The 21,341-nt window shown below is 46.0% G+C and carries 23 protein-coding genes; 14 read left to right on the top strand and 9 right to left on the bottom strand.

Annotated features, from left to right (window positions below; genetic code table 11):
• Positions 1-173 precede the first annotated feature (173 nt).
• Positions 174-617, bottom strand: a complete 444-nt coding sequence (locus GWG06_RS23560; protein WP_202183101.1) for a VOC family protein — start codon at positions 615-617, stop codon at positions 174-176.
• Positions 618-754: 137 nt separating this feature from the next.
• Between GWG06_RS23560 and GWG06_RS23555 the strand changes: the two genes are divergently transcribed.
• The 6 genes from GWG06_RS23555 to GWG06_RS23530 all read left to right on the top strand — a co-directional run bounded on the left by GWG06_RS23555 (position 755) and on the right by GWG06_RS23530 (position 5,392).
• A complete protein-coding gene (locus GWG06_RS23555; RefSeq protein WP_160716425.1) occupies positions 755-1,552 on the top strand; it encodes a LytTR family DNA-binding domain-containing protein in 798 nt (265 codons plus the stop codon).
• Between the two features lie 78 nt (positions 1,553-1,630).
• A complete protein-coding gene (locus GWG06_RS23550) occupies positions 1,631-2,269 on the top strand; it encodes a dioxygenase family protein (protein ID WP_160716423.1) in 639 nt (212 codons plus the stop codon).
• A gap of 93 nt (positions 2,270-2,362) precedes the next feature.
• On the top strand, positions 2,363-2,776 hold the full coding sequence (locus tag GWG06_RS23545) for a BrxA/BrxB family bacilliredoxin (RefSeq protein ID WP_160716421.1): 414 nt from the start codon (positions 2,363-2,365) through the stop codon (positions 2,774-2,776).
• Between the two features lie 584 nt (positions 2,777-3,360).
• A complete protein-coding gene (locus tag GWG06_RS23540) occupies positions 3,361-3,849 on the top strand; it encodes a methyltransferase family protein (protein WP_160716419.1) in 489 nt (162 codons plus the stop codon).
• A 125-nt stretch (positions 3,850-3,974) separates the two neighbouring features.
• The gene (locus tag GWG06_RS23535) at positions 3,975-4,538 is read left to right on the top strand and encodes a dihydrofolate reductase family protein (protein WP_127044035.1); all 564 of its coding nucleotides are present in this window, start codon (positions 3,975-3,977) and stop codon (positions 4,536-4,538) included.
• Positions 4,539-4,867: 329 nt separating this feature from the next.
• Positions 4,868-5,392, top strand: a complete 525-nt coding sequence (locus GWG06_RS23530; protein ID WP_160716417.1) for a GNAT family N-acetyltransferase — start codon at positions 4,868-4,870, stop codon at positions 5,390-5,392.
• Positions 5,393-5,512: 120 nt separating this feature from the next.
• Here the strand turns inward: GWG06_RS23530 and GWG06_RS23525 are convergent, their stop codons facing one another.
• Positions 5,513-6,094, bottom strand: a complete 582-nt coding sequence (locus GWG06_RS23525; RefSeq protein ID WP_160716415.1) for an ASCH domain-containing protein — start codon at positions 6,092-6,094, stop codon at positions 5,513-5,515.
• Positions 6,095-6,121: 27 nt separating this feature from the next.
• A complete protein-coding gene (locus GWG06_RS23520; RefSeq protein WP_160716413.1) occupies positions 6,122-6,718 on the bottom strand; it encodes a YdeI/OmpD-associated family protein in 597 nt (198 codons plus the stop codon).
• 322 nt (positions 6,719-7,040) lie between these two features.
• Here GWG06_RS23520 and GWG06_RS23515 point away from each other — a divergent pair, with 322 nt between their 5' ends.
• Positions 7,041-7,448, top strand: a complete 408-nt coding sequence (locus GWG06_RS23515) for a VOC family protein (protein ID WP_160716411.1) — start codon at positions 7,041-7,043, stop codon at positions 7,446-7,448.
• A 53-nt stretch (positions 7,449-7,501) separates the two neighbouring features.
• Here the strand turns inward: GWG06_RS23515 and GWG06_RS23510 are convergent, their stop codons facing one another.
• On the bottom strand, positions 7,502-8,824 hold the full coding sequence (locus tag GWG06_RS23510; RefSeq protein WP_160716409.1) for a TolC family protein: 1,323 nt from the start codon (positions 8,822-8,824) through the stop codon (positions 7,502-7,504).
• A gap of 185 nt (positions 8,825-9,009) precedes the next feature.
• Between GWG06_RS23510 and GWG06_RS23505 the strand changes: the two genes are divergently transcribed.
• The 7 genes from GWG06_RS23505 to GWG06_RS23475 all read left to right on the top strand — a co-directional run bounded on the left by GWG06_RS23505 (position 9,010) and on the right by GWG06_RS23475 (position 17,008).
• Positions 9,010-10,650, top strand: a complete 1,641-nt coding sequence (locus tag GWG06_RS23505; protein WP_160716407.1) for a vitamin K epoxide reductase family protein — start codon at positions 9,010-9,012, stop codon at positions 10,648-10,650.
• Between the two features lie 117 nt (positions 10,651-10,767).
• Positions 10,768-10,962, top strand: a complete 195-nt coding sequence (locus GWG06_RS23500; protein WP_160716405.1) for an LDL receptor domain-containing protein — start codon at positions 10,768-10,770, stop codon at positions 10,960-10,962.
• 238 nt (positions 10,963-11,200) lie between these two features.
• Complete coding sequence (locus GWG06_RS23495; protein ID WP_160716403.1) at positions 11,201-11,548, top strand: low-density lipoprotein receptor class A repeat-containing protein; 348 nt, start codon at positions 11,201-11,203, stop codon at positions 11,546-11,548.
• A 59-nt stretch (positions 11,549-11,607) separates the two neighbouring features.
• Complete coding sequence (locus GWG06_RS23490) at positions 11,608-12,321, top strand: DUF4369 domain-containing protein (protein WP_160716401.1); 714 nt, start codon at positions 11,608-11,610, stop codon at positions 12,319-12,321.
• Complete coding sequence (locus tag GWG06_RS23485; protein ID WP_160716399.1) at positions 12,321-13,466, top strand: TlpA family protein disulfide reductase; 1,146 nt, start codon at positions 12,321-12,323, stop codon at positions 13,464-13,466. The genes GWG06_RS23490 and GWG06_RS23485 overlap by 1 nt, the downstream gene beginning before the upstream one ends.
• Positions 13,467-13,539: 73 nt before the next feature.
• Positions 13,540-15,726 (top strand): peptidase domain-containing ABC transporter, encoded by a 2,187-nt coding sequence (locus GWG06_RS23480; RefSeq protein WP_160716397.1) that lies wholly within the window; start codon positions 13,540-13,542, stop codon positions 15,724-15,726.
• A gap of 4 nt (positions 15,727-15,730) precedes the next feature.
• Positions 15,731-17,008: an HlyD family secretion protein gene (locus GWG06_RS23475; protein WP_160716395.1), complete on the top strand. Its 1,278-nt coding sequence runs from the start codon at positions 15,731-15,733 to the stop codon at positions 17,006-17,008.
• A gap of 34 nt (positions 17,009-17,042) precedes the next feature.
• On the opposite strand, the gene GWG06_RS23470 is transcribed toward GWG06_RS23475, so the two are convergent.
• The 5 genes from GWG06_RS23470 to GWG06_RS23450 all read right to left on the bottom strand — a co-directional run bounded on the left by GWG06_RS23470 (position 17,043) and on the right by GWG06_RS23450 (position 21,298).
• Positions 17,043-18,878, bottom strand: a complete 1,836-nt coding sequence (locus GWG06_RS23470; protein WP_160716393.1) for an O-antigen ligase family protein — start codon at positions 18,876-18,878, stop codon at positions 17,043-17,045.
• A 5-nt stretch (positions 18,879-18,883) separates the two neighbouring features.
• Positions 18,884-19,990 (bottom strand): 6-bladed beta-propeller, encoded by a 1,107-nt coding sequence (locus GWG06_RS23465; protein ID WP_160716391.1) that lies wholly within the window; start codon positions 19,988-19,990, stop codon positions 18,884-18,886.
• Positions 19,991-20,090: 100 nt separating this feature from the next.
• A complete protein-coding gene (locus GWG06_RS23460) occupies positions 20,091-20,336 on the bottom strand; it encodes a hypothetical protein (protein WP_127040811.1) in 246 nt (81 codons plus the stop codon).
• 75 nt (positions 20,337-20,411) lie between these two features.
• Positions 20,412-20,657 carry a hypothetical protein gene (locus tag GWG06_RS23455; protein WP_127040814.1) on the bottom strand — a complete coding sequence of 82 codons (246 nt, stop codon included), beginning with the start codon at positions 20,655-20,657 and terminating at the stop codon, positions 20,412-20,414.
• A gap of 68 nt (positions 20,658-20,725) precedes the next feature.
• A complete protein-coding gene (locus tag GWG06_RS23450) occupies positions 20,726-21,298 on the bottom strand; it encodes a hypothetical protein (RefSeq protein ID WP_127040817.1) in 573 nt (190 codons plus the stop codon).
• Positions 21,299-21,341 lie beyond the last annotated feature (43 nt).

Below are 21,341 nucleotides of genomic sequence, written 5' to 3'. Positions count from 1 at the left end.
GTATTAAACAATAACGATGGCGCATTTATAATGCAGCAAAGATTTACGCGAATATCTCCGCTGCATTATAAAATCTCAAAATCTCAAAATCCGAAAATCCGAAAATATTCAAGGGGGCTCCAATTATTGAAACAAATCTCAAATAACTAAATAATAAAATGGATATGGGGTCTTTACCGGGGGGAATATTTCACAATATCGATGCCTACGCCGTTCGGGTCTTCGATGGCGAAGTGGCGGTCGCCCCAGGGTTCGTCGCGCAGGGCTATTTTTATGGGTATTTTCTTCTTTTTGATGGCAGCATATAGTTTATCCACATCATCCACTTCAATGGTCAGGTACATTCCTTTGCCCTGAAAGGGTTGCTGGAAGAACGGTTGCTGTGATGCGTGACCCGGCAGCAAGAAACTGATTTCAGCAGTATGGCCGGGGGTATGCAGCAGCAGGTAAAAATCATTTTCAAAGGTAACGCCGAAATCCAGTACGCTGGTATAGAATTCTTTTGTGGCAGCCAGCTTGCGGGTGATCACCCCTGCATTCATTTTCATGCTGGTAGTCTGCGCCCACGCGGTAGTGGTCAGAGTGGCAATCATCAGTATCAGTATAAACTTCTTCATGTGTTATTTTTTTTCAGACAGATGATATTGTTTTATCTGATACAAAGATGGTCATCATCTGCCAGCCGGAATTGTAAAAAACGGACAAATACCTTTGCGTCCTATTTTGTAACTTCAGGTATCCATAATTATACAGTATGTTACAAAGTATTTCCAGGCAGCAACTGATTACGGCGGCAATGGTGCTGATAATTTGTCTTACTGTGCTGCAGGACTTCCTCGAGGCCGGCTATCATCATTTCTCCTTCTATCTTTCAGAATCCGTTTTATTTAAAACCTACTGGCTGCTGTTTATTCCTGTCTGCATATTACTACGGAAGATTTTCGGCAGCATGAAGGACCGCTCCGTTTTCCTGACGCTGCCGCTTTTTGTGCTGACGGCAGTGCCGCTGCACCTGCTGCTTTACGGTTGGTCGGTTACCGGTCTTTCTTTCCTGCTGCTGGATCATACCTATACCGTTACTGATACGGTAGCATATGCCATAGCCGCCGATCTATACAAATATCTGTTTGTCTATAGCATCATCGGCGTGGTATTTTTCCGGAAACAGGCGCCACAGGAAACTGCGGTTCCGCAGGTGCAGGCGCCACTCCCGGTGGACAACCTCTGTATCAATACCGGGAAAAACAATATGGTCATAGCGACGGACAGCATCCTGCTGATTACCGCCGCCACGCCGTATATTACCATCCATACGGCTGATAAAAAGCAGCTGCATACCGCCACCCTGAAATCCATCATGGATAAACTCGATGGCCACCGGTTTGTACGGATACATAAATCTGCCATTGTCAACGTCAGTGCGGTGGTATCGTATACCTCCCGCCTCAACGGGGACTATGACCTGCGGCTCACCAACGGGCAGGAAGTGCGCCTCAGCAGAAATTATGTCAGCGGTTTCCGGCAACACCTGGATATGCGCTCCTCCTCTTAACCGGTTAACTCCTCCGCTTACCGCATTGCATTTTGATAGTCAACTATCTGCATGGATTTTTGCTGAAAACGATTTTGTATGAAGACTATCATGATTTGCCTGCTTTGGTGCGCCTCCCTGCTACACCTGCAATCGTGCCCCGGGCAACTCCGGACAAAAAAGCCGCTGGTTGGCGGTGGCTGCGATGGTTGCGAGCTGATGTATACCGGCATGCCACGGAAAATTTCTGCTACCGATACCAGTGCCGGCTGGTACGAAAAAGGGCAACGACTGGTTATCAGCGGCACCGTTTTCCGGCGTAACGCACGGCAGCCCGCTCCCGGTGTTATCATCTATTACTGGCAGACAGATAATAACGGCTATTACGCTCCCCGGCCAGGAATGGATGCCAGCACCAGGAGACACGGCCACATCCGGGGATGGGTAAAAACGGATACACAGGGAAGATATACCATCTGTACCATCAGACCACAGCCGTACCCCGGAGAAGATATGCCGGCACATATTCACCTGTCTGTAAAAGAGCCGGGCATCAACGAATATTATGTTGACGAATTTGTATTTGATGATGATCCGCTGCTGACAAAGGGAAAGCGGCAAAAGCTGGAGAACCGCGGGGGTAGCGGCATCCTGAAACCGGCTCTGCACAACGGTTTATGGAAGGCAACACATCATATGCAGCTGGGGCTACATATTCCGGGATATCCGGAGCAATAATCTCCTCACGGGAATTTAACAAGGATCGATGAACTTTTTATGGAGGCTGCTGTTAAAACTGGACCGGATTTATTCACCCTCAAAATATATGTTATGCCTTATTCTCCGTTATTAGTGAAACCTTTCCGCGATGAACTCACTGAGGTTGGTGTAAAAGAATTACTAACGCCTGCAGATGTAGATCAATTCATGATTAAGCCGGGGTTCAATATCCTGGTTATTAACAGCGTTTGCGGCTGTGCCGCCGGTATGGCCCGCCCGGCTATCAGAATACTGATGGAAGGAGACAAGAAGCCTGACAACATCGCCAGCGTCTTCGCTGGGCAGGACCTGGATGCGACCGCCCGATTCCGTAACTATATCGCCGATATCCCGCCATCATCGCCATCCATCGCCTTCTTCAAGGACAGAGAACTGATATATTTTCTCCCCAAACACCGGATTGAATCCAGGGATGCACAAAGCATAGCCAACGACATGATAGGCGTTATGGAAGAATACGCGTAAATATTTTTTTATTTGAGATTTGGTTATTTGAGATTTGCCTCCAATCCGTATTTTCTTCAGTGCCTATAAGTTCTGAAGAAAATACGGATTGGAGGCAAATCTCAAATAACCAAATCTCAAATAAAAAATTTCTTCAGCGCAGCCAGCTGCAGAAGTTCCGCTTCCATGCGGGCGGCATGTGGTTTCGGACGAAGGAAACCGTATATGCTGACAGTATCCGTATGTACGCCGGTAGTAGTTGTTTATGCCCTTGTAACGCCTGATAGCAGGATTAACAGCAGTATGGCGAGGGTCATGAAAATTTTCATACAATTAGTTGTTTACATTTACAGCACAAAAGTAAATCGGCAAACATATGCCGTTGCCGTACCACCCAATGTAGGGTACTAACTTGTATGTAAGTATGAGTAAATCCAAAAGCGCCGGCAATCTGCTGCCACCTGGCACAGAACCGTTTATGCAGCAGTGCCTGTCCGTGTAGAAAATGAACTGACACCGGTTGCCAGGCGGCTGCACATTTATCATAACGGAGAAGATTATACGTAGTAATGGCAGCCTGTACAGATACGCCAAATATCATCCCGATGAATAAGCAACAACTTCGTTCCCTGGCCTTACGCAACCTGTTATTCACCATGCTGCAGCCTGGCATGGTAGCCGGCGTGATTCCCTGGCTGCTGGCGAAGCAGCATTTCCGTCATGCCTTCGCAGCTTTTGACGGATTCAGACAATATGCCGCCGCAGTAATCTGGCTGGCTGGCTTAGCTATTCTGCTGCATTGCATTACGCGTTTTGCACTGGATGGCATGGGTACCCTTTCTCCCGCGGACCCTACACGGAAACTCGTTATCAGCGGTCTTTACCGGTATTCCCGCAATCCTATGTATGTAGGCGTGATGTTGCTGCTGACCGGCGAAGCTCTTTTCTGCAATGCCGCTATCCTCTGGCAATACAGTATGCTGCTGCTGATCATCTTCCACCTGTTCATTATTTTCTATGAAGAACCGCGGCTGAGAAGAGATTTCGGAGAAACATACGTCAGGTATAGCCAGCGGGTGAGAAGATGGGTTTGAATGCTGATAACGAATGATGAATTGCCGCAATTTCCCCAGGATTTGCCGTAATCATACCCGCATTATCATGAGCCTTCTATAGATATTTGTGACGGTAATAACACGTTCACTTAAAAAAGATTGCTATGCGGAAATTAAAATTACAGATACAAATGACCATTGATGGATTTGTAGCCGGTCCGAATGGTGAAGAAGACTGGGTGATGCTTGCCGGACCGGATGAATTTGGGTTACGCAAAATTATTGAGCTGGCAGACAGCTCCGATACCCTTTTGCTGGGGCGTAAGATGAGCCGTAAATTCACCGATTACTGGGAAAACACACTGGACAACCAACCAGGCAGCCCGGTACATCCGCTGGCGCAATCCATCGTTAATATGCGCAAGATTGTTTTTAGCCGTACACAAACAACTGTTACCGGAAGAAACCTGGAAGTGGAAAACGGTGACCTGGCAACGGCTGTGCAGGCGCTGAAGAAAATGCCTGGTAAAGACATCCTGGTGTATGGCGGCGTTAACTTTGTAAGTTCCCTGATCGGGCAAAATCTCATTGATGAATACTACATCATCACAAATCCGGTGGCCATCGGGAGCGGGATGTCTGTTTTTACGGAAAGAAAAAAACTGCAATTAGAAAGCTCCATCACTTTTAACAATGGGAAAATACTCAGTAAATATCTACCGGTATAGAATTACGAATGACGAATGATGAATGGCGAGTTGATTCGAAGATGGGAGCGATTACTCAAATTTAATCACCTGCTAAAATCTTCGAACCAACTCGTCATTCATCATTCGTCATTCATAATTCATAGTTTAATTGTATTTTTGCCCTGTGAAACACATCATTTCTACATATCATTCCTCTGGCGCGGCTATTGTAGCGTAACGCAGCAACAGAGCTGAAAGTATTACTGTATTCTTTCGGCGGCGTTGCTGTGCCTTCCCGATTTTTTTTCTGATATATCTTTAAGTTAATAACATACCGGTGATTATCGGTGTATTAAATCTATTCTCATATGCAATCTTTAATAATCAGGCAGGAAAACCAGGCAGATTATGAAGCCGTTTACCATATTAACAAGCTGGCATTTCAGCGGGAAGAGGAAGCGCAATTAGTAGATAAGCTCCGCAACAGTGGCGCTTTCATTCCGGAGCTATCTCTGGTGGCGTTGCTGGATGGGCAACCGGCAGGGTATATTTTATTTACCGCCGTACAGCTGGATAATGTTGCTGCGCAACACATAAAGGTGATTGGTCTGGCGCCGGTGGCAGTATTGCCATCCGAACAAAATAAAGGTATCGGGGGAGCTTTGATCCGCAAGGGTCTGGAAATAGCTACGCGGCTGGGCTATGAAGCAGCTATTGTGCTGGGGCATGAAAATTATTATCCTGTATTTGGTTTTGAGCCTGCTGAAAAATGGGGGGTAAAATTATCCATCGATGTGCCTTCCCCGAATTTCATGGCGCTGGAACTCAAGCCAGGGGCGCTACGCAACGCTGCAGGCATTGCGAGGTATGCGCCGGAGTTCGGGATTATTTAATTATTTGATTATTTTTTTATTTGAGATGTTGGCATCCCTTCGTTGTGCCTCTTGTACTTCTACGTTCAGGTGAAACAAGGATGGGGTGCCAACATCTCAAATAAAAAAATAATCAAATAATCAAATAATTAAGTATTCCAGCAGGCGCTCGCCGAGAGGAGATATTGTATAGCCGGGGTCGTGACTGATGGTCAGGCCGAGGTTTTTTAGTTTGCGGATATTTATTTTCAGCCAGTCTTTTTCTTTACCTGTGAGCAGGGCCAGGCTGGCGGCTTTCAGCAGGGGATTATTTTTAATGGCCAGCAGGATGTCTGTTGTCCAGGCGCCTTGTTTGCTGTAGGCGTCCAGCCTTTCCAGTTTTGTTTTGAGTGCAGCCAGTTGTGCTGCGGAGAGGGAGGTCTGCTCCCGGAGTTCCAGGCGCGGGTCTGGTGATTTGTATTGGACGGCTATCCGGTAAATATCGCCGGCCGGGTATTTATCCAGCTTACTGCGGAGTGCTGCCAGCGAGGAGAAGCCGGCATTACGGGCATCTTTCTCAGAAATGGCTGCTGCCGTTGTTTTGGTGACCGCAGTAATTTCCACAATGCCTACACTGGTTTTAACAGCACTGCCCTGTTTGGCGGATGGTTTATTCCATTTCCGGAATGCCAGGGAAACCTTCCCGGACCGGATTCCTTCCAGATGTTCCTGTTTAAAGAGCATATTATGTAAAATTAGTCTGCCGTGATGTTACTCATCATTCAGTCCTTTACCGTTGAGGATATCCTGCATACTTTTCTCTATCCTGGCCTCGCGGGTTTTAGACTGCTTGGGGGCGGCAAAATGTAAAAGATAACCTCTCTGCCTGCCTGGTGTCAGGGCTTCAAAAGCCTTTTTCAGTGCAGCATTTTTATCCAGTATATTTTTGAATTCTTCCGGCATGGGGAATTCGGCTGTTTTCTTTTTGGGTACTTCCACGCCTGATTTTTCTATTTCTATGGCTTCATAGATATAGTTTTTCAAAACGGATTTCATCTTTTCAATTTCACGCGGGTTGGTAAACCTTATCTGGCGGGCTGCCTGTACGTTCTCCGTCTGCTGTATGAGTATGCCGTGGCTGTCGGGCATCAGCGCGCCTTTCATGAAGAGTATGGCGCAATACTCCTTGAAGGTATGTACCAGCAGGATATTGCGGTCCTGGAAGGTATAGCAGGGAACACCCCATTTTAAGGTTTCCGTCAGCCCGCATTCCAATATAATCATCCGGAGCTGATCCAGTTCTTCCTGCCATTTTTCAGCCTCGCTGAAATACCAGTCTACTTTCGGATTTTCAATACTCTTGGTCATAGTAGGTTGTTTTTATAGGTGATGGTTAGCCGGCTTGGTGTGACAGTTAAAATTCATTCCCGGAATAACCTTTTTACAAATGTAGTCATTTGACTACATAATTTTATATTTTTTTCTTTTTGCAGAAAATAAAATTGTAATTAATTATAATATAATCATTTACAATTTAATTATTTACATACTATAAATAACCCGGCGGGCAGATACAGATAAAAAACGGACGCAAACTGATTCCTGATGAAAATAATTCCCGGAAGCTGCTGACATAAGGCTGTCATACCTCCCTGGTAATTTCGGGCTGTAAAAAATAAACAAGCCATATATGAAACTTTCATCGATCCGTATTATTACGGCAGATATTAAGCGTCTCGTAAACTTCTATGAGCAGGTTACAGGCATGTCCTTTACATGGTATACGGAAGATTTTGCAGAACTGCGCACCGCACACAGCACACTGGCAATAGGAAGTACCCGTACATTAGCATTGTTCGGCGGGGAAAAGGTAGCGGCTGCCGCCACCAACAGATCTGTCATCATTGAATTCCTGGTGGATGATGTGGATGCCGCCTATCAGCGTGTCAGGAATATTGCTACGGAAATTGTTCAGGAACCCACTACCATGCCGTGGGGAAACCGTTCCTTATTATTCAGGGATACTGACGGGAACCTGGTGAATTATTTCACGCCGGCAACTGCCGCTGCAAAGGAAAGAAATGAAACAGGCATATAAAGCAACAGGCTGCCCGTTCATCAGCGGGCAGCCTGTTTATAGTATTACTACTATCATCTTTCCCCCTGCAGTACCCTGATTACTTCCACGTTATACATCAGCGTATACCTGGCTTTAATCACATTGGCTGCTGCCACATTATAATCCAGCAAAGCCTTGTTATAATCCATGGCATTGGTTTCTCCTATATCATAACGTTCCTTTACCGCCTGGTAATTCTTTTCCAGCGCCCTGTACTGTACCTGCAACACCTGGTATTCCTTCACTGATTTCCGGTATTCCTGAAAGGCCAGGGCGAGCACTTTTTCCCGCTCTACCTTTACCTTGTTCAGTTCTGAATGCTTATTTTCCAGATCCAGCTTTAACCTGCTGATATTGTTCCGGGTCTTAAAGCCATCAAAGACCGGCATACTGAGGGACAGCCCGAAATTCAGTGCCCTGTTCTGATTTATCTGATCGCCGAAGGGCATATAATCTCCGTGTACATAATCCTTGCGCACAGAGGAATAGTTGGTACCATAGCCACCGGTGAAACTGATAACAGGGAAATACGGCGCCCTGGCATATCTTAGATTTAATGCAGACTGCTGTACGGATAACTCCGCAAATTTTATGGCCGGATCACGTACCGGTACTACTGCGGCTGCCGGCGTTACAGCCATTTCGGTATCCGGTGTTACCAGCAGCACGGAATCGGTGAGCGGTATTCCCAGCAATTGCTTTAATGCAATAAGGCTACTGTTGTAAGCTGCATTGTTTACAATACCATTCAGCTCATTACCCGCTACCTGGCTCTCTGCCTGGGCTACATCCACCAGCGTGTTCGTTTCCAGTTCAAATTTGGTGCGTTCCTGTTCCAGCTGTTCCTTCGCAAACTGCAGCTGCGTCATGCTCACTTCATACAATGACCGGTTGGCGGTAGCATCGAAGTACCTTGATAACATTTCCAGTTTGAGAGATTGACTGAGTTTACTTTTTTGTACTTCCTTACTTTCTACACCTAACAATGCCTGCCGGAGTCTGGATACCTGGCTGAATCCCTGGAACAACGTGGCGCGCGTACTTACATTGGCATTGGCATTATTGGTCCATTTATTTCCGGTTACCAGCTGACCGGCGATCTGATCAAACGCCAGCCCCAAGTTATACGTATTGCCTGCATTGAATGACAAGACAGGCAGGAAGCCGTTCCGCGCCTCCTTTACATCTACTCTGGCCAGCAGCAGATTTATATTGGCCTGACGCATGTCTTCATTCTGGGATTGCAGCAGGGCAAATGACTGATCAAGATTTATGCGGGTCTGGGAAAGAACAGTATGCGTCAGCATACAACAGCAAAAGGTCAGCACAATTTTACTTCTCATCAGTGGATTCATCTTCCTGGTGCATTAATTAACTGTAACGTGAAACAATATGCTTGACCGGTAGCGCAAATATTATTTTCCTTCGGACATCCGGTAAAATCAACATCTTTCACATTAACTTATCTACATAACTAAAAAGAATTTAAAATTAAAAAGTTTTTCTATTTTTAAAACAACTAGACCGTCAGAAAAAAAATATGCCGCTACGCACGTTATTCGCCGGCAGGAAAGAGAATGATCTTTTTAAAACCTGTCACTATTTGCTGGAATCCCTCAAGATAAATTTTACAACCAGAGGACTATCGGAAACCCTGCAGCACCACGTTGAATATCCTTCCCTGCTATCTCTGAAGGACACGCTTTCCGAATATAATATTGAATCTGCTGCCATAGAAAAAGGAGCGCATAGCTATGAAGCATTTGAAACGCCGTTTATCTGCTCTATACAGCAGGAAGGCTGGCACATGGCCTATTTCACCATTGTAACACGGGCGGAAGCAGGAAGAATTGAATACCTCGATCCGCTTACCGATAAACTACAGCAACTACCGCTGGAAGATTTTGAAAAAATAGATAAACATATTCTTTTACTGCTGGATACTGATGCTGCAAAACATGAAAAAAACTATGCAGCCAACAGGAAAATACAGCGTAATAATTTACTGGCCGGAAGAGTACCCTTACTCCTCGCATTTGCCGCTATCATATTTGCTGCAGTCCGGATATACACGCACACTGCCGGTATATTGAGCTGGTGCAGTGCGGGTTTCCTGCTTTCTTCCTTCCTGGGGCTGGTCATATCATCTCTCCTGATATGGAATGAAATAGATGCGCATAATCCTTTTATCAAAGAAGTATGTGGCGGCAACAGCAAAAAGCTGAACTGCAATGCGGTGTTATCTTCCGCGGGCGCATCGTTGTTCGGGATCAACTGGTCTGTATGGGGATTTTCATTCTTTGCTTCCTTCTTCTCCGCGCAGCTGCTCTTTCCTGCAGATACCCGCTTTATGCTGATCTGGTCCGCACTTTCATTGCTGGCAGCTCCTTACATCCTGTTTTCTGTTTATTACCAGTGGCAGATAGTAAAACAATGGTGCCCGCTTTGTCTGGCAGTACAGGTATTACTGGCAGTCAACGCACTGATTGCAGGCGCCTTCCTCTGGGGCACTCCGGTTGCCGTTACTGATATTGCACCTTACAGTGTAGCTGTGACTTTACTGACCGGGCTGCTCATACTTGTACTCACAAACATCATCATTCCGGAGCTCAGGAGTGCGCGCGATGGCAGAAGCTATGAAATGAAATGGAAGAAGCTGAAATATAATCCTGAGATATTCCAGGCATTGCTTGATAAAAGCGACCGCGTCAACATCTCTGCAGACAGCCTGGGTATCACCGTGGGCAATCCGGCTGCTGCGAATGAGATCATCAAGGTATGCAATCCCTACTGTGGTCCCTGTTCGAAAACCCATCCTGAGCTGGAGCATATCATCAATAACAATCCGGATGTAAAACTGCGCATCATATTCACCGCATCGGGAGAAGACAGCGATAAAAGAACATTTCCCGTAGCGCACCTGCTGGCTATCCAGGAAAAATATGGCAGCGAAAAAGTACAGCAGGCACTGGATGACTGGTACCTGGCCCGCGAAAAAAACTATGAGACCTTTGCCCTGAAATATCCGATGAATGGTGAACTGCAGACACAACGTGAAAAAATACATGCGATGCGCAACTGGTGCGATGCCATGAAAATCAGGGCTACTCCAACCATATATATAAACGGAAAGGAGCTGCCGGACAACTACCGCGTGGCTGAATTAAAGAACTTTTTCTAGAAAAATAGCCAGGTCGGTTGCAAACGATCCGGGCAAACAGAAGGCTCCCTGCCGAAAGACCCTCTGAAGATGCCCCGGAGTAAGTGGACATCAGGTATTAATCTCAATTTCACCATTATGAAAAAAATAACGCTGAAAAATCTGGATGCTTCCGGCGTTGAAAAACTGTCCGCAGCAACAATGAAAAAAGTAACCGGCGGCCAGCGCGGATGCGAGCCGTATGAATTCGAATGCTCCGATGGCAGCTGTATTCCACAGGAATTAGTACGAGATGGTAAAGCTGACTGCCCGGATGGCAGCGATGAATTCTAAATGTGTAAAAACGCAGCACATGCGAATCATGTAAGTATCCGGATCATGTACTGATCAGCACAAATTACTGACAGCTTTTCTTTCTCCGGCTGCATATCACTGTATCTGTAAGTAAATAGCCGGTTGTCAATAACCCATACCGGCCATCAATGATTCCGGATACCAGAAGGTTCCCTGCAAAAGACCCTCTGAAGATGCCCTGGAGTTAAAGGGCATCAGGTATAAAACTCAATTCAATATGATGAAAAAAATATCACTGAAAAACTTAGATACTGCAGGCATTCAACAATTATCCCGGGAAGCCCTGAAAGAGGTAACAGGAGGATGGGGATGCGGCCCGGACGAATTCATGTGTACCGATGGCAGCTGCATTCCTGTCAGCAGTGTTAAAGACGGTACCAATGATTGTTCGGATGGCAGCGATGAAGGTGCGGGTTTCTGTGGCTGCACATTATTCATTAACGGAAATGAAGCGGAGCGCGTCGGTAATGGCACCAGTGAAAATGCCTGCTGGGAAAGCTGCAAACAAGTCTGCAAAGCTACTGATGGCTGTTCCAACGTCCAGGCTGTGTATCGCAATGCATAATCAAAACAACCGGGGAGTGTGCTGATTATGCATGCCCCCGGTCTTAAAAATAAATCATCATGAAACCATGTGTCTGTTTTATCAGCGTACTCCTCCTGTTACTGGCGCCATTCCTTTCTTCCGCCCAGTATCATTATATCATTGAAGGAAAGTTTGACAATTCGCTGTTGGGCGATGCACATCCCTTTAGTTTTAAAGACGGCGACAGCGTTAAACTCTACTTCATCAACTCGAAGCAGCAGTATGCCACAACTGTTAAAGATCATTGCTTCAGATTTGAAGGCACAATAGATACTCCTTCCGTAGCCATGCTGGATATGAAAAAATTCGGCGTAAAAGTACATTTAGATAACAGTAAGTATAACTGCACCTTCCCGCAGGAAAAAGTAGGGAACAACAAAGTAGGATATGATTTCAACATAGAAACAGCCTCCTTCTTCCATAATCTACACAAAACATTGTTTCAGAAAAGCGGCGCGCTGGAAGCTAAACAAAGAGAGCTGAAGGAACTTATTGAAAACAGCGACGACAGCTATACTAAAAACACATATAAGGAAGAACTGGAGGTAATTGAAAAAGACCTGTCAGCGCTTTTCCTGGACGCATCGGTTAAATACAAGGGAACCTATGAAATGACTTACCTGCTCAATGGAGATCCATACTTTTCCTATGACAGGTATATTCATTACTACAATGAACTTCCGGATCAGGTCAGAAACAGCTTTTACGGAAAACTCCTGTATAACAAATTACAAGCCCAAAAGAAACAGTAATGACAAAGGAATTGCTAAAACATACAGCCACCCTGCTTTTCACATTTCTTACCGTTTTCGCATACGGACAGAAAAACGGAACCGGACAGCATTCCATTACTGTAAAAGGTTACATCAAGCCACCTGCAGCCTCAAAGTCATTCACACTGACATTAAAAACAGATAACGATACCTTTAACCTGTCCGTCGATAATACCGGTTACTTCTCCCGGACCATTAAAGGTATTGCAGACGATAAACACCCGGGATCTGCCTTCATAGCATATCAGGAACAGAATACCCAGGATCTGCCGGTGCCTGTATCCATCAAAAGACAGTTTGTGCTGGATACCCATATCATTGTCCTTCATCTTAATACCACCCAGGCAACAATAACGGTGGAAGGCGGCCCTGAAAACCGTATACAGGATCTTTTCAGAGAAACAGAAACAGTGTTCTCCGAAAAAATCAAGGAAAAAAATCTCACTCCTTCCGGCATACAGGATATCAGTACAGAAAAATACCTGCGGGAACTGGCGATAATAAAAAAACACAACCGCTCGTACGTTGCTTTTCAGAAACTGAAGACCATGTTCAGACCTACCGCCTATACCATCAAAGACAGTATCAGGGATGCCATACTGCAGCTGGATACCAACCGTTTCTCCCAGGCGGAGCGCGACGACATCATGAAGAAATTTTCGGACTATGTTGAAAAAATCAGGATTAAAAAAGATGACAGCATATTTCCCGACCTGATAACTGATGGTATGTCCGGCCAGACCACCTTTAAACAACTGGCCTCACAGTATCCCTACCTGCTTATAGATATCTGGGCTACGTGGTGCGGGCCCTGTATCCGGCAACATCCGTTTATCAATAAACTGGCTGCGGATAACAGTCAGAACAAATCCTTTGCAATTGCGGGGGTAGCTATATCCAGCAAGAAGACAGACTGGGAAAAACATCTGGCAGAAAAACCTTTCCGCTATGAAAACTACTGGCTGGATGAAAAGCAGAGCAGGCTGCTGGGGGAAAAAGTAAAACTCCTTGGCGTGCCGAGATATTTGCTGTTACGGACCGCAGACAATATCATCATTGAAAAGGATATTGAGATTCACGATATTGAAAAAACACTGATCAAACATAAACTGCTTCAACGTTAAACCGGCCAGCATCATTCCCGGAAAGAGTTTAATCTGCTGATAAAACAACTGATGAAGTGAGATAATTCTATACATGCTGAAACGTTTCCCACATTACAAGCAAATAGACCTGATGGACTGCGGCGCCACTTGTCTGCGTATTATCTTCAAATACTACGGGCAGCTTGTATCCATTCATAAAATACGGAAGCTCTGCCAGACAACGAAAAACGGCGTTAACCTGCTGGGCCTCTCGGAAGCCGCTGAAAAACTGGGATTCCGTACCTACGGCGCCCGTCTCAGCCTGGAACAGCTTAACCAGATTGAACTGCCCTGCATTCTTCACTGGAACCAGAAACACTTTGTGGTGCTTTACAGAATCAGGAAAGGCAGGTATTTTATCTCCGATCCTGCAGGCGGATTAATATCCTATGATGAGAGGGAATTCCGCAGCAACTGGTTTTCCTCGAAAGAGCAACCTGCAGGATTATCGCTGCTGTTAAGTCCGGGACCGGACTTCTACCAGATCGATGAAGACGAACCTTCGCGGGCTTTGGGATGGAGCAAAATATTAACCTACTTCTACAAATACAAACGCCTGTTCGTTCAGCTGGTCCTCGGTATGCTGGTGGGCACCGTACTTTCCCTCATAGGTCCGTTCCTGACACAATCTGTAGTAGATATAGGTATCAACACCAAAAACATCAGCTTCATCAACCTCATACTGATTGCGCAGCTGATGCTATTCACAGGCAGTACCGCCGTTACCTTCATCCGGTCGTGGATCATGCTGCATATCAGCACCAGGGTCAACATCTCCATCCTGACAGATCTGCTCATCAAGATCATGAAACTGCCAATGGGGTTCTTTGATCTCAAAACGCACGGAGATATTATGCAGCGTATGGCTGATCAGCAACGGATAGAATCCTTCCTGACCGGCAGTACGCTCAACACCCTGTTTTCGCTGGTGAATATGGTGATCTTCGGCAGCCTGCTCATTATCTATAATAAAAACATCTTCCTGGTATTCTTTGTCGCCACACTGCTTTACACCTGCTGGATACTGGCCTTCATGAAATACCGCCGGGAACTGGATCACAAACGGTTCAAAATTTCTTCGGAGAACCAGACCTATATGGTGGAGATGATACAAAGCATGAAAGACATCAAGCTGAACAATGCGCAGAAGCAGCAGCGATGGGGCTGGGAAACCCTGCAGGCCAGGCTGTTCAGGTTCCGGGTGCAGAGCCTCGCGCTGTCCCAGTACCAGAGCGTAGGGTCTATGGCCATTAATCAGGCCAAAGGCATCATCATTACCTATATCTCTGCTAAATCTGTTATAGACGGCGATATCACTTTGGGTGGTATGATGGCCATACAGTACATCGTGGGTATGGTCAGCAACCCGGTGGAATCACTGTTGTCATTCCTCCAATCCTACCAGGATGCAAAGATCAGCCTGGAACGCCTCAACGAAATCTATGAAACGGAGGAAGAGGTAGACATCAGGAAAGATTATCTGACGCAACTGCCGCAGGACAGAACGATAGAATTCCGTAATATCACCTTCAGATACTATGGCGCCGGCAACGAACCTATATTCACACGGCTGAACCTGACCTTTCCCACCGGTAAAACCACTGCCATTGTGGGCAGCAGCGGCAGCGGCAAAACCACTATACTGAAATTACTGCTGCGCTATTACAATCCCGAAGAGGGGGAAATACTGGTAGGAGGCAAACGCCTGGACCAGATCGACTTTGCCCTCTGGCGCGACAGCTGCGGTTCTGTATTACAGGAAAACTACGTATATGCGGATACGATAGCACGCAATATTGCTGTCAACGATGAACTGCCCGATGAATCAAGCGTGGAGCAGGCAGTACATATTGCCAATATGGAGGATTTCATCGCCAATGAGCCTTTCGGGCTGTCCACCAAAATAGGTACCGCCGGCAAGGGCATCAGCCAGGGGCAGCGGCAGCGCCTGATGATAGCCAGAGCTGTGTACAAGGATCCGGCCTTTATATTCCTGGACGAAGCTACCAACTCGCTGGATGCCAATAATGAAAAAGCTATCGTCGAAAACCTCGACCGGTTCTTTGATAAACGGACAGTTATTGTAGTAGCCCATCGTCTCAGTACAGTAAAGAATGCCGACAACATCATCGTACTGGAAAAAGGCGCAGTAGTGGAACAAGGCACCCATCAGGAGCTGACAGCCCGGCGGGGAAAATATTTTGAGTTGGTGAGAAATCAGCTGGAACTGGGAAATTAATATCATGGCAAAGAAAACTTATCCCGAAGAAGACATACATTCAGAAGACCTGCAGGAGATCATTACCAAACCTCCGTCCTGGCTGATGCAAAGAGGTATTTCCTTTGTATTGCTGACTATCCTGCTACTCATCGGCCTTTCGGTATTCATCAGGTATCCCGAAATGGTAGCCGTATCCATGAAATTCAATACCAGCAATGCCCCCAAGGCTCTTGTCTGCAGGGTAACCGGCAACCTCGTCAGGATACTCGGCAGAGAAGGGCAATGGGTGGAGAAAAATACAGACATCGCCTATATAGAAAGTATTGCAGACCATACCCAGGTCATCAGCATATTGCACCGGCTGAAGGAAATCAGAAACAGCGGCACCTCCCTCCGGGATCTGGAAGTCCTGGTTTCCCCTACAGAGCTGGATCTCGGCGAGCTGCAGAGCAGCTACCAGAACTTCTACGCCGCCTACCTCACCTATAAAGCCATTAACCACGAAGGAATATTGCAGAAGAGAAAAAACTTTATACAACATGAAGTGCAATACGTCAATGACCAGAACAGCCGTATCCGGCAGATGTATGAACTACAGAAAAATGAGCTGGACCTTGCTGAAGCTGAATATGAAAAATACAGGGTGCTGGCAGAAAGAAGAGTGATCAGCCCACTGGAACTGCAACAGAAGAAAGCATTGCTGCTGGCCAAAAGACAGGCTATCCCACAGATGGAGAATACCATCATCAGCAACCGGAGCAGCCTGTCAGCCAAAGACAAGGAACTTTCAGAAATAAAAAATCAGATTATCGAAGAAGAGAAAAAATTTCACCAGTCGCTGAATACGTTCATCAGCGATGCAGAGAACTGGAAAAAGCAATATGTTATCAGCGCTTCTTCCAGCGGATTTCTCGTTTATGGGGATTTTCTGCAGGAAAACCAGCTGATAAAAACAGGAGACATCCTCTTTTACATCAATGCCGGGAAAAATGATTACTACGGAGAAATACTGATTCCACAGGCATCTTCCTCAAAAGTTAAACGGGAACAGCAGGTGATGATAAAAGTACGCAGTTACCCTTACCAGGAGTACGGTTACTTAAAAGGAAGGATTGACTATATATCAGATATTCCTGTCAGAGACAGCCTGTTTTTTTCCAGGGTTGTATTGATCAGAACAGACCGCGACTCTGTCATCAAGCTGAAACCTGGCATCCTGGCGGATGCTGAGATTATTACAGAGGATCAGTCTATATTCCGGAGAATATGGATGAACCTGACGAAGTCATTGAAATTCTGATGGATTGTTAGTGTCATAAAAAACGCCGCACCCGTCACTCTCCTTTTGAAAAATCTCCGTTATTTTTCAGCCACCGCTTAGCGGCATTTTTCATATCCGTTACATCATCGGATAGTATTTTCACAGGCATGGCAATGATGAGTGCTGCCATCTTACTGGCCAGCGCCGGATGTTTCACCTTACTCAGCTGCATGATACGGTAGGGTGGCAGATACTTGTGAGGCAACAGATAATGTCCTTTCATATACGCAGCTATTGCAGCTTCATTATCGTTCAGCCGGGTATAATTTTCCGCCATCAGCACCAGATCGCTGTAGGTATAGGGTTTCTTATGCCGGAGTATCTCATTACTGGCGCTGTATAAATCCTGCTCAGATAAAAGCCGCGCATATACAGACAAAAAATTGTCCTCGTGCGCGAGTACCGGTAATAATGAACGGTATACAACGACCGCTTCCTGCAGTTCCAGGTGCTTGTCTGCCGCAGTCCATTGCCGGTATGCCAGTAACTGCCTGTACATGGTCTTCATCTCTGAAAAAAGGAGCAGCGTACATGCGGCTATCAACACCGGAATCCATATTACGGAAACGGTTATACGCCTATGTGCATACATCGCTGTTTCCGGCTGGCATAATGCCAGGTAAATAAAAAAACTTACCGTCAGCTCCGGTAACGACAATGGATAAGAGAAAAGTGAAAAAATCAGCCATGTGATTAGCGCGCCGCTGGCGCCGGTCCGGATGACGGTTTCCCCATCATGCCGGGGTTCCGTTTTCTGGCCGGGTTTTATGGCGGTGTATATTATTGCCAGGTATATCAGCAGCCCAATTATTCCCAGCTCGCAGGCTATCTGCAAGGGTTCGTTGTAGGTGCTGCCTACTTCGTCGGACAATAGCCTTTCGCTTTCCCGGCTGCTGCCGGACTTAAAATACTGTACCTGGTAGTCAGGATATTTATATCTGAAGGCATCCGGTCCGTGGCCGGTCAGCGGCCGGTCTTTATACATCTGCCAGCTTACTTTCCAGACCAGCAGCCGGCCGTTCACGGAGCCGGCCCTTATATTATACGACAGGAAACCTATCAGCAGCAGGATAGCGATTACCGGCAGCCACAGCCACCATCTGATATACTTCCGGAGCCATGCCAGCACGGCATGGCTATTGCCTGTCAGCCATGTGAAGGCTACTCCTCCCAGCAGGCCCGCCACAGCAGCTCTTGATGCTGCAAGCAGCACCGTTATTACCAGCAGCGCACCTGTGCCCAGCGCCAGGTATCCGTAACGCTTATCCGCAGATGAAGGATACTTCAAAATTGTATAGCCATAATAAAAAACAATCGGGCATAACATTGCTGCAAATCCGGCTAACGGAGCCGGATGAAAAAATGTGCCGGTGACCGGGAAGGCCCGGCTGTACCATTGCATATATCCCGCTAGCTGCAACCAGGCAACCACACAACTGACCACTGTCACGAAGCATAAGCCGGCAGCCACATACAACCGTGGCTTTCTGCCGCCTGCAGCAGCACCGGAAATCCATATGCGCACGGCGAAATATACCAGTGCGGAAGCAAAAAAATACAATAGTTTCTTATTGGCAGGAATGGCATCCGGCAGCCAGATGGATTGCAGGTACAGATAAGCCAGGAAAAGCGCTACCAGCTTATCCGTTATTGTTAAACGCAATGGCCGGCATATCGCCGGGATCCATAATATACAGCCTGAAAATACAGCCGTAAAAAAAAGCCAGTAATACCTGGCAAAAAATATATCCTGTGATATACTGCTGCAACTTATCAGGGGCGTGCAGAGAGCCGCCAGTATCATGATGCCGGCCAATCCGATCATCACCTGCCGGTATTGCGCCACCATCTTCATCAGTTTAATTCATATTTACATACCACAAATCCTCCTTTTTCTAATTGTGATTTTGTATCAGGAGGTAAGGAAGCAAATGCCTTTTCATCGTAATCACCAGGATAGATTAGCGCAGAAAGGGTTTTGCCATCAAAGTCCGACAGACTTTTCAGTTCGTTAGGCGCTGCTGTATCCTGCAGATAAACAATATGCCGGTTGCGGTCAGCATAGAAGAAACGGAATTTTCTTTTGTCCCATAACTGCCCTAAAGCATACTTATCTGTCACATAGGTGAATTCAGACAATAACCTGTAATGATTGTATTTATCTACTTTCTTCTCGATATCCTTCTTATCCGCATCCGGCACATTCAGGGCGCCGAAATTAAACTGATATGCCTTTTTAATTTTTCCGGCAGTGGAAAATACATATACATTGTTATCAACAGGCTTGTTATAAAACAGCAGACTATCCACCTGCAGAAAGCGGTATCCCGTTATCCAGAAGTTATCATCTACATATTCATTGTATCGCAGTACTTTTTCCAGCGGCTCCAGCTGCTTATCTGTTCTTATCACCTGCTGGCCGCGGTAATCTCCTTCATTCCAGGAAGACAGTCCCAGTAAAAGTTCTCCGCCCGAAAGCGCTTTAAGGATATCCGTTTCAAAAGGAGTCTTTTTCACATATTGCAGATGCCGTGCGGTATCATATACCAGCATACGATCCAGCTTACCATCTATAATATAAATATTGCCGTTATCATCCACATCAAAATCGGCGATGTTCAGGTATTCTTCCTTCAGCTTCCCTACTTTGCCAAGGTATTTTCCATTACCATCATACTGAACAAGTATTTTTTTCCGCTTATCGAGAATAAAAATTTTGTCATTCATAACCTTGACTTTACTGATCAGCGAAACATAATTCTCATCATCTTTCATCTCCAGGGATACATACTTTTTCTGTTTCACGTATTCATCCGGCAGACTGCTGAAATTTACTTCCTGGTACTTTGCAAGATCTATTTGTTCTGTAGGAATATTAAGTGGTGCTTCTTTACTGGTCCGGTTGCAGCCTGCTGCAAAAATTATCAGCAGGCAAAGCCATAAACATACGGATGCTTTCATAATGAGATGTGGTGATAATGATAAAATGAAGACGCAAGGGGCGGGCCTCAGTTCAGCCCGCCACCTTTGCCAATTGCATTCAAATGCATGGTCTGGCCATCTAGCGTTCAGTTCCGCCGGAATTACAGCCGGCAGTGTCTGAGCACTTGTTGGTATTACGGCTCTCACAATTGCCATTCTGCGGACGAGGGCCGGTGCATTCACCGAAAGCAGCCTCGTTCAGGGCAGCCACGTTAATACCGGACAAGGTAGAAGCAGTAGACTTCTCCGCGCGGAAAGTCAGCGCAGAGATGATGATGGCGAGCGCAATAGCGGCTCCACCCAAAGACAAAATTCTCTTTTGCATAAGTGAAACTTTAAATAGTGATGAAGAAAAAGTCTGTCTTTTTTGCAAAAATGCATTCAAATGCAAATTTGGAAACTAGCGTTCTGTTCCGCCGGAATTGCAGCCGGAAAGATCAGAGCACTTATTGGTATTGCTGCTTTCGCAGTTACCATTCTGCGGACGGGGCCCGGTGCACTCACCGAAAGCCGCCGCATTCAACGCTGCCACGTTAATACCTGACATAGTGGAAGCTGTAGACTTTTCAACGCGGAAAGTCAGCGCAGAGATAACAATGGTGAGGGCAATAGCCGCTCCACCCAAAGACAAGAGTCTCATTTTCATAAATGAAAGTTTAAATAGTGAAAAAAAGGGTAACTATGAGCTGTTGGTGAAGGCCACGGCGGGGCTGCCTATCTGGGCAGGTTAACATCCATCTGTCCGGTTAACGCCTTTTTATACAAGTCCCAGATGACGGTACTTAAAGTGGGGTTTCCTACCAGCATCACTTTATTATCCTTATCGAGCAGGAAGCACTGATACTCCATCTGTGCCGGAAACTTATTGATCCTGTTTATGTCATCGTTCACGTCAATGTGCACAGGGATTCTGAAATATTCCCGTTTAAATAGTTCAGTAAGGTTATCTGTTTTCCGCGGGTTAAAATAGAAAACGAAATCCACATCCCTGGAATTGGCTTCCCCTAATTCCTTTATAAACCGCTTCCATTCATCCAGGCGTAGTTTGCAGCTTACGCAGCCGACAGAATCGGTATATACCAATACGCGGAATTTTTTGTAGTCATTTGTTTTACAGGGTTTGATTTCTCCCAGTTCAGAACAAAGTACATTATCCGGGAACCTGATTTTCTTTCCCATCCATGTTTGTACAATATCTTCCGTTTTCGCGGAGCCACTGTGGCAGGAGGTAAAAAACATCACTATCAGCGCCAATAGGATACTTACAGGAAAAATGTTACGTTTCATGGGACTTACAAGGTTAATATAAGGGATACATAATTGGCATAAG

Origin of the sequence: Chitinophaga solisilvae (genome assembly GCF_009928525.1) — a bacterium.
Taxonomy (GTDB): Bacteria; Bacteroidota; Bacteroidia; order Chitinophagales; family Chitinophagaceae; genus Chitinophaga; species Chitinophaga solisilvae.
The sequence above is the reverse complement of the archived record's forward strand: the minus strand, read 5'-3'. Positions and strand labels throughout refer to the sequence as shown.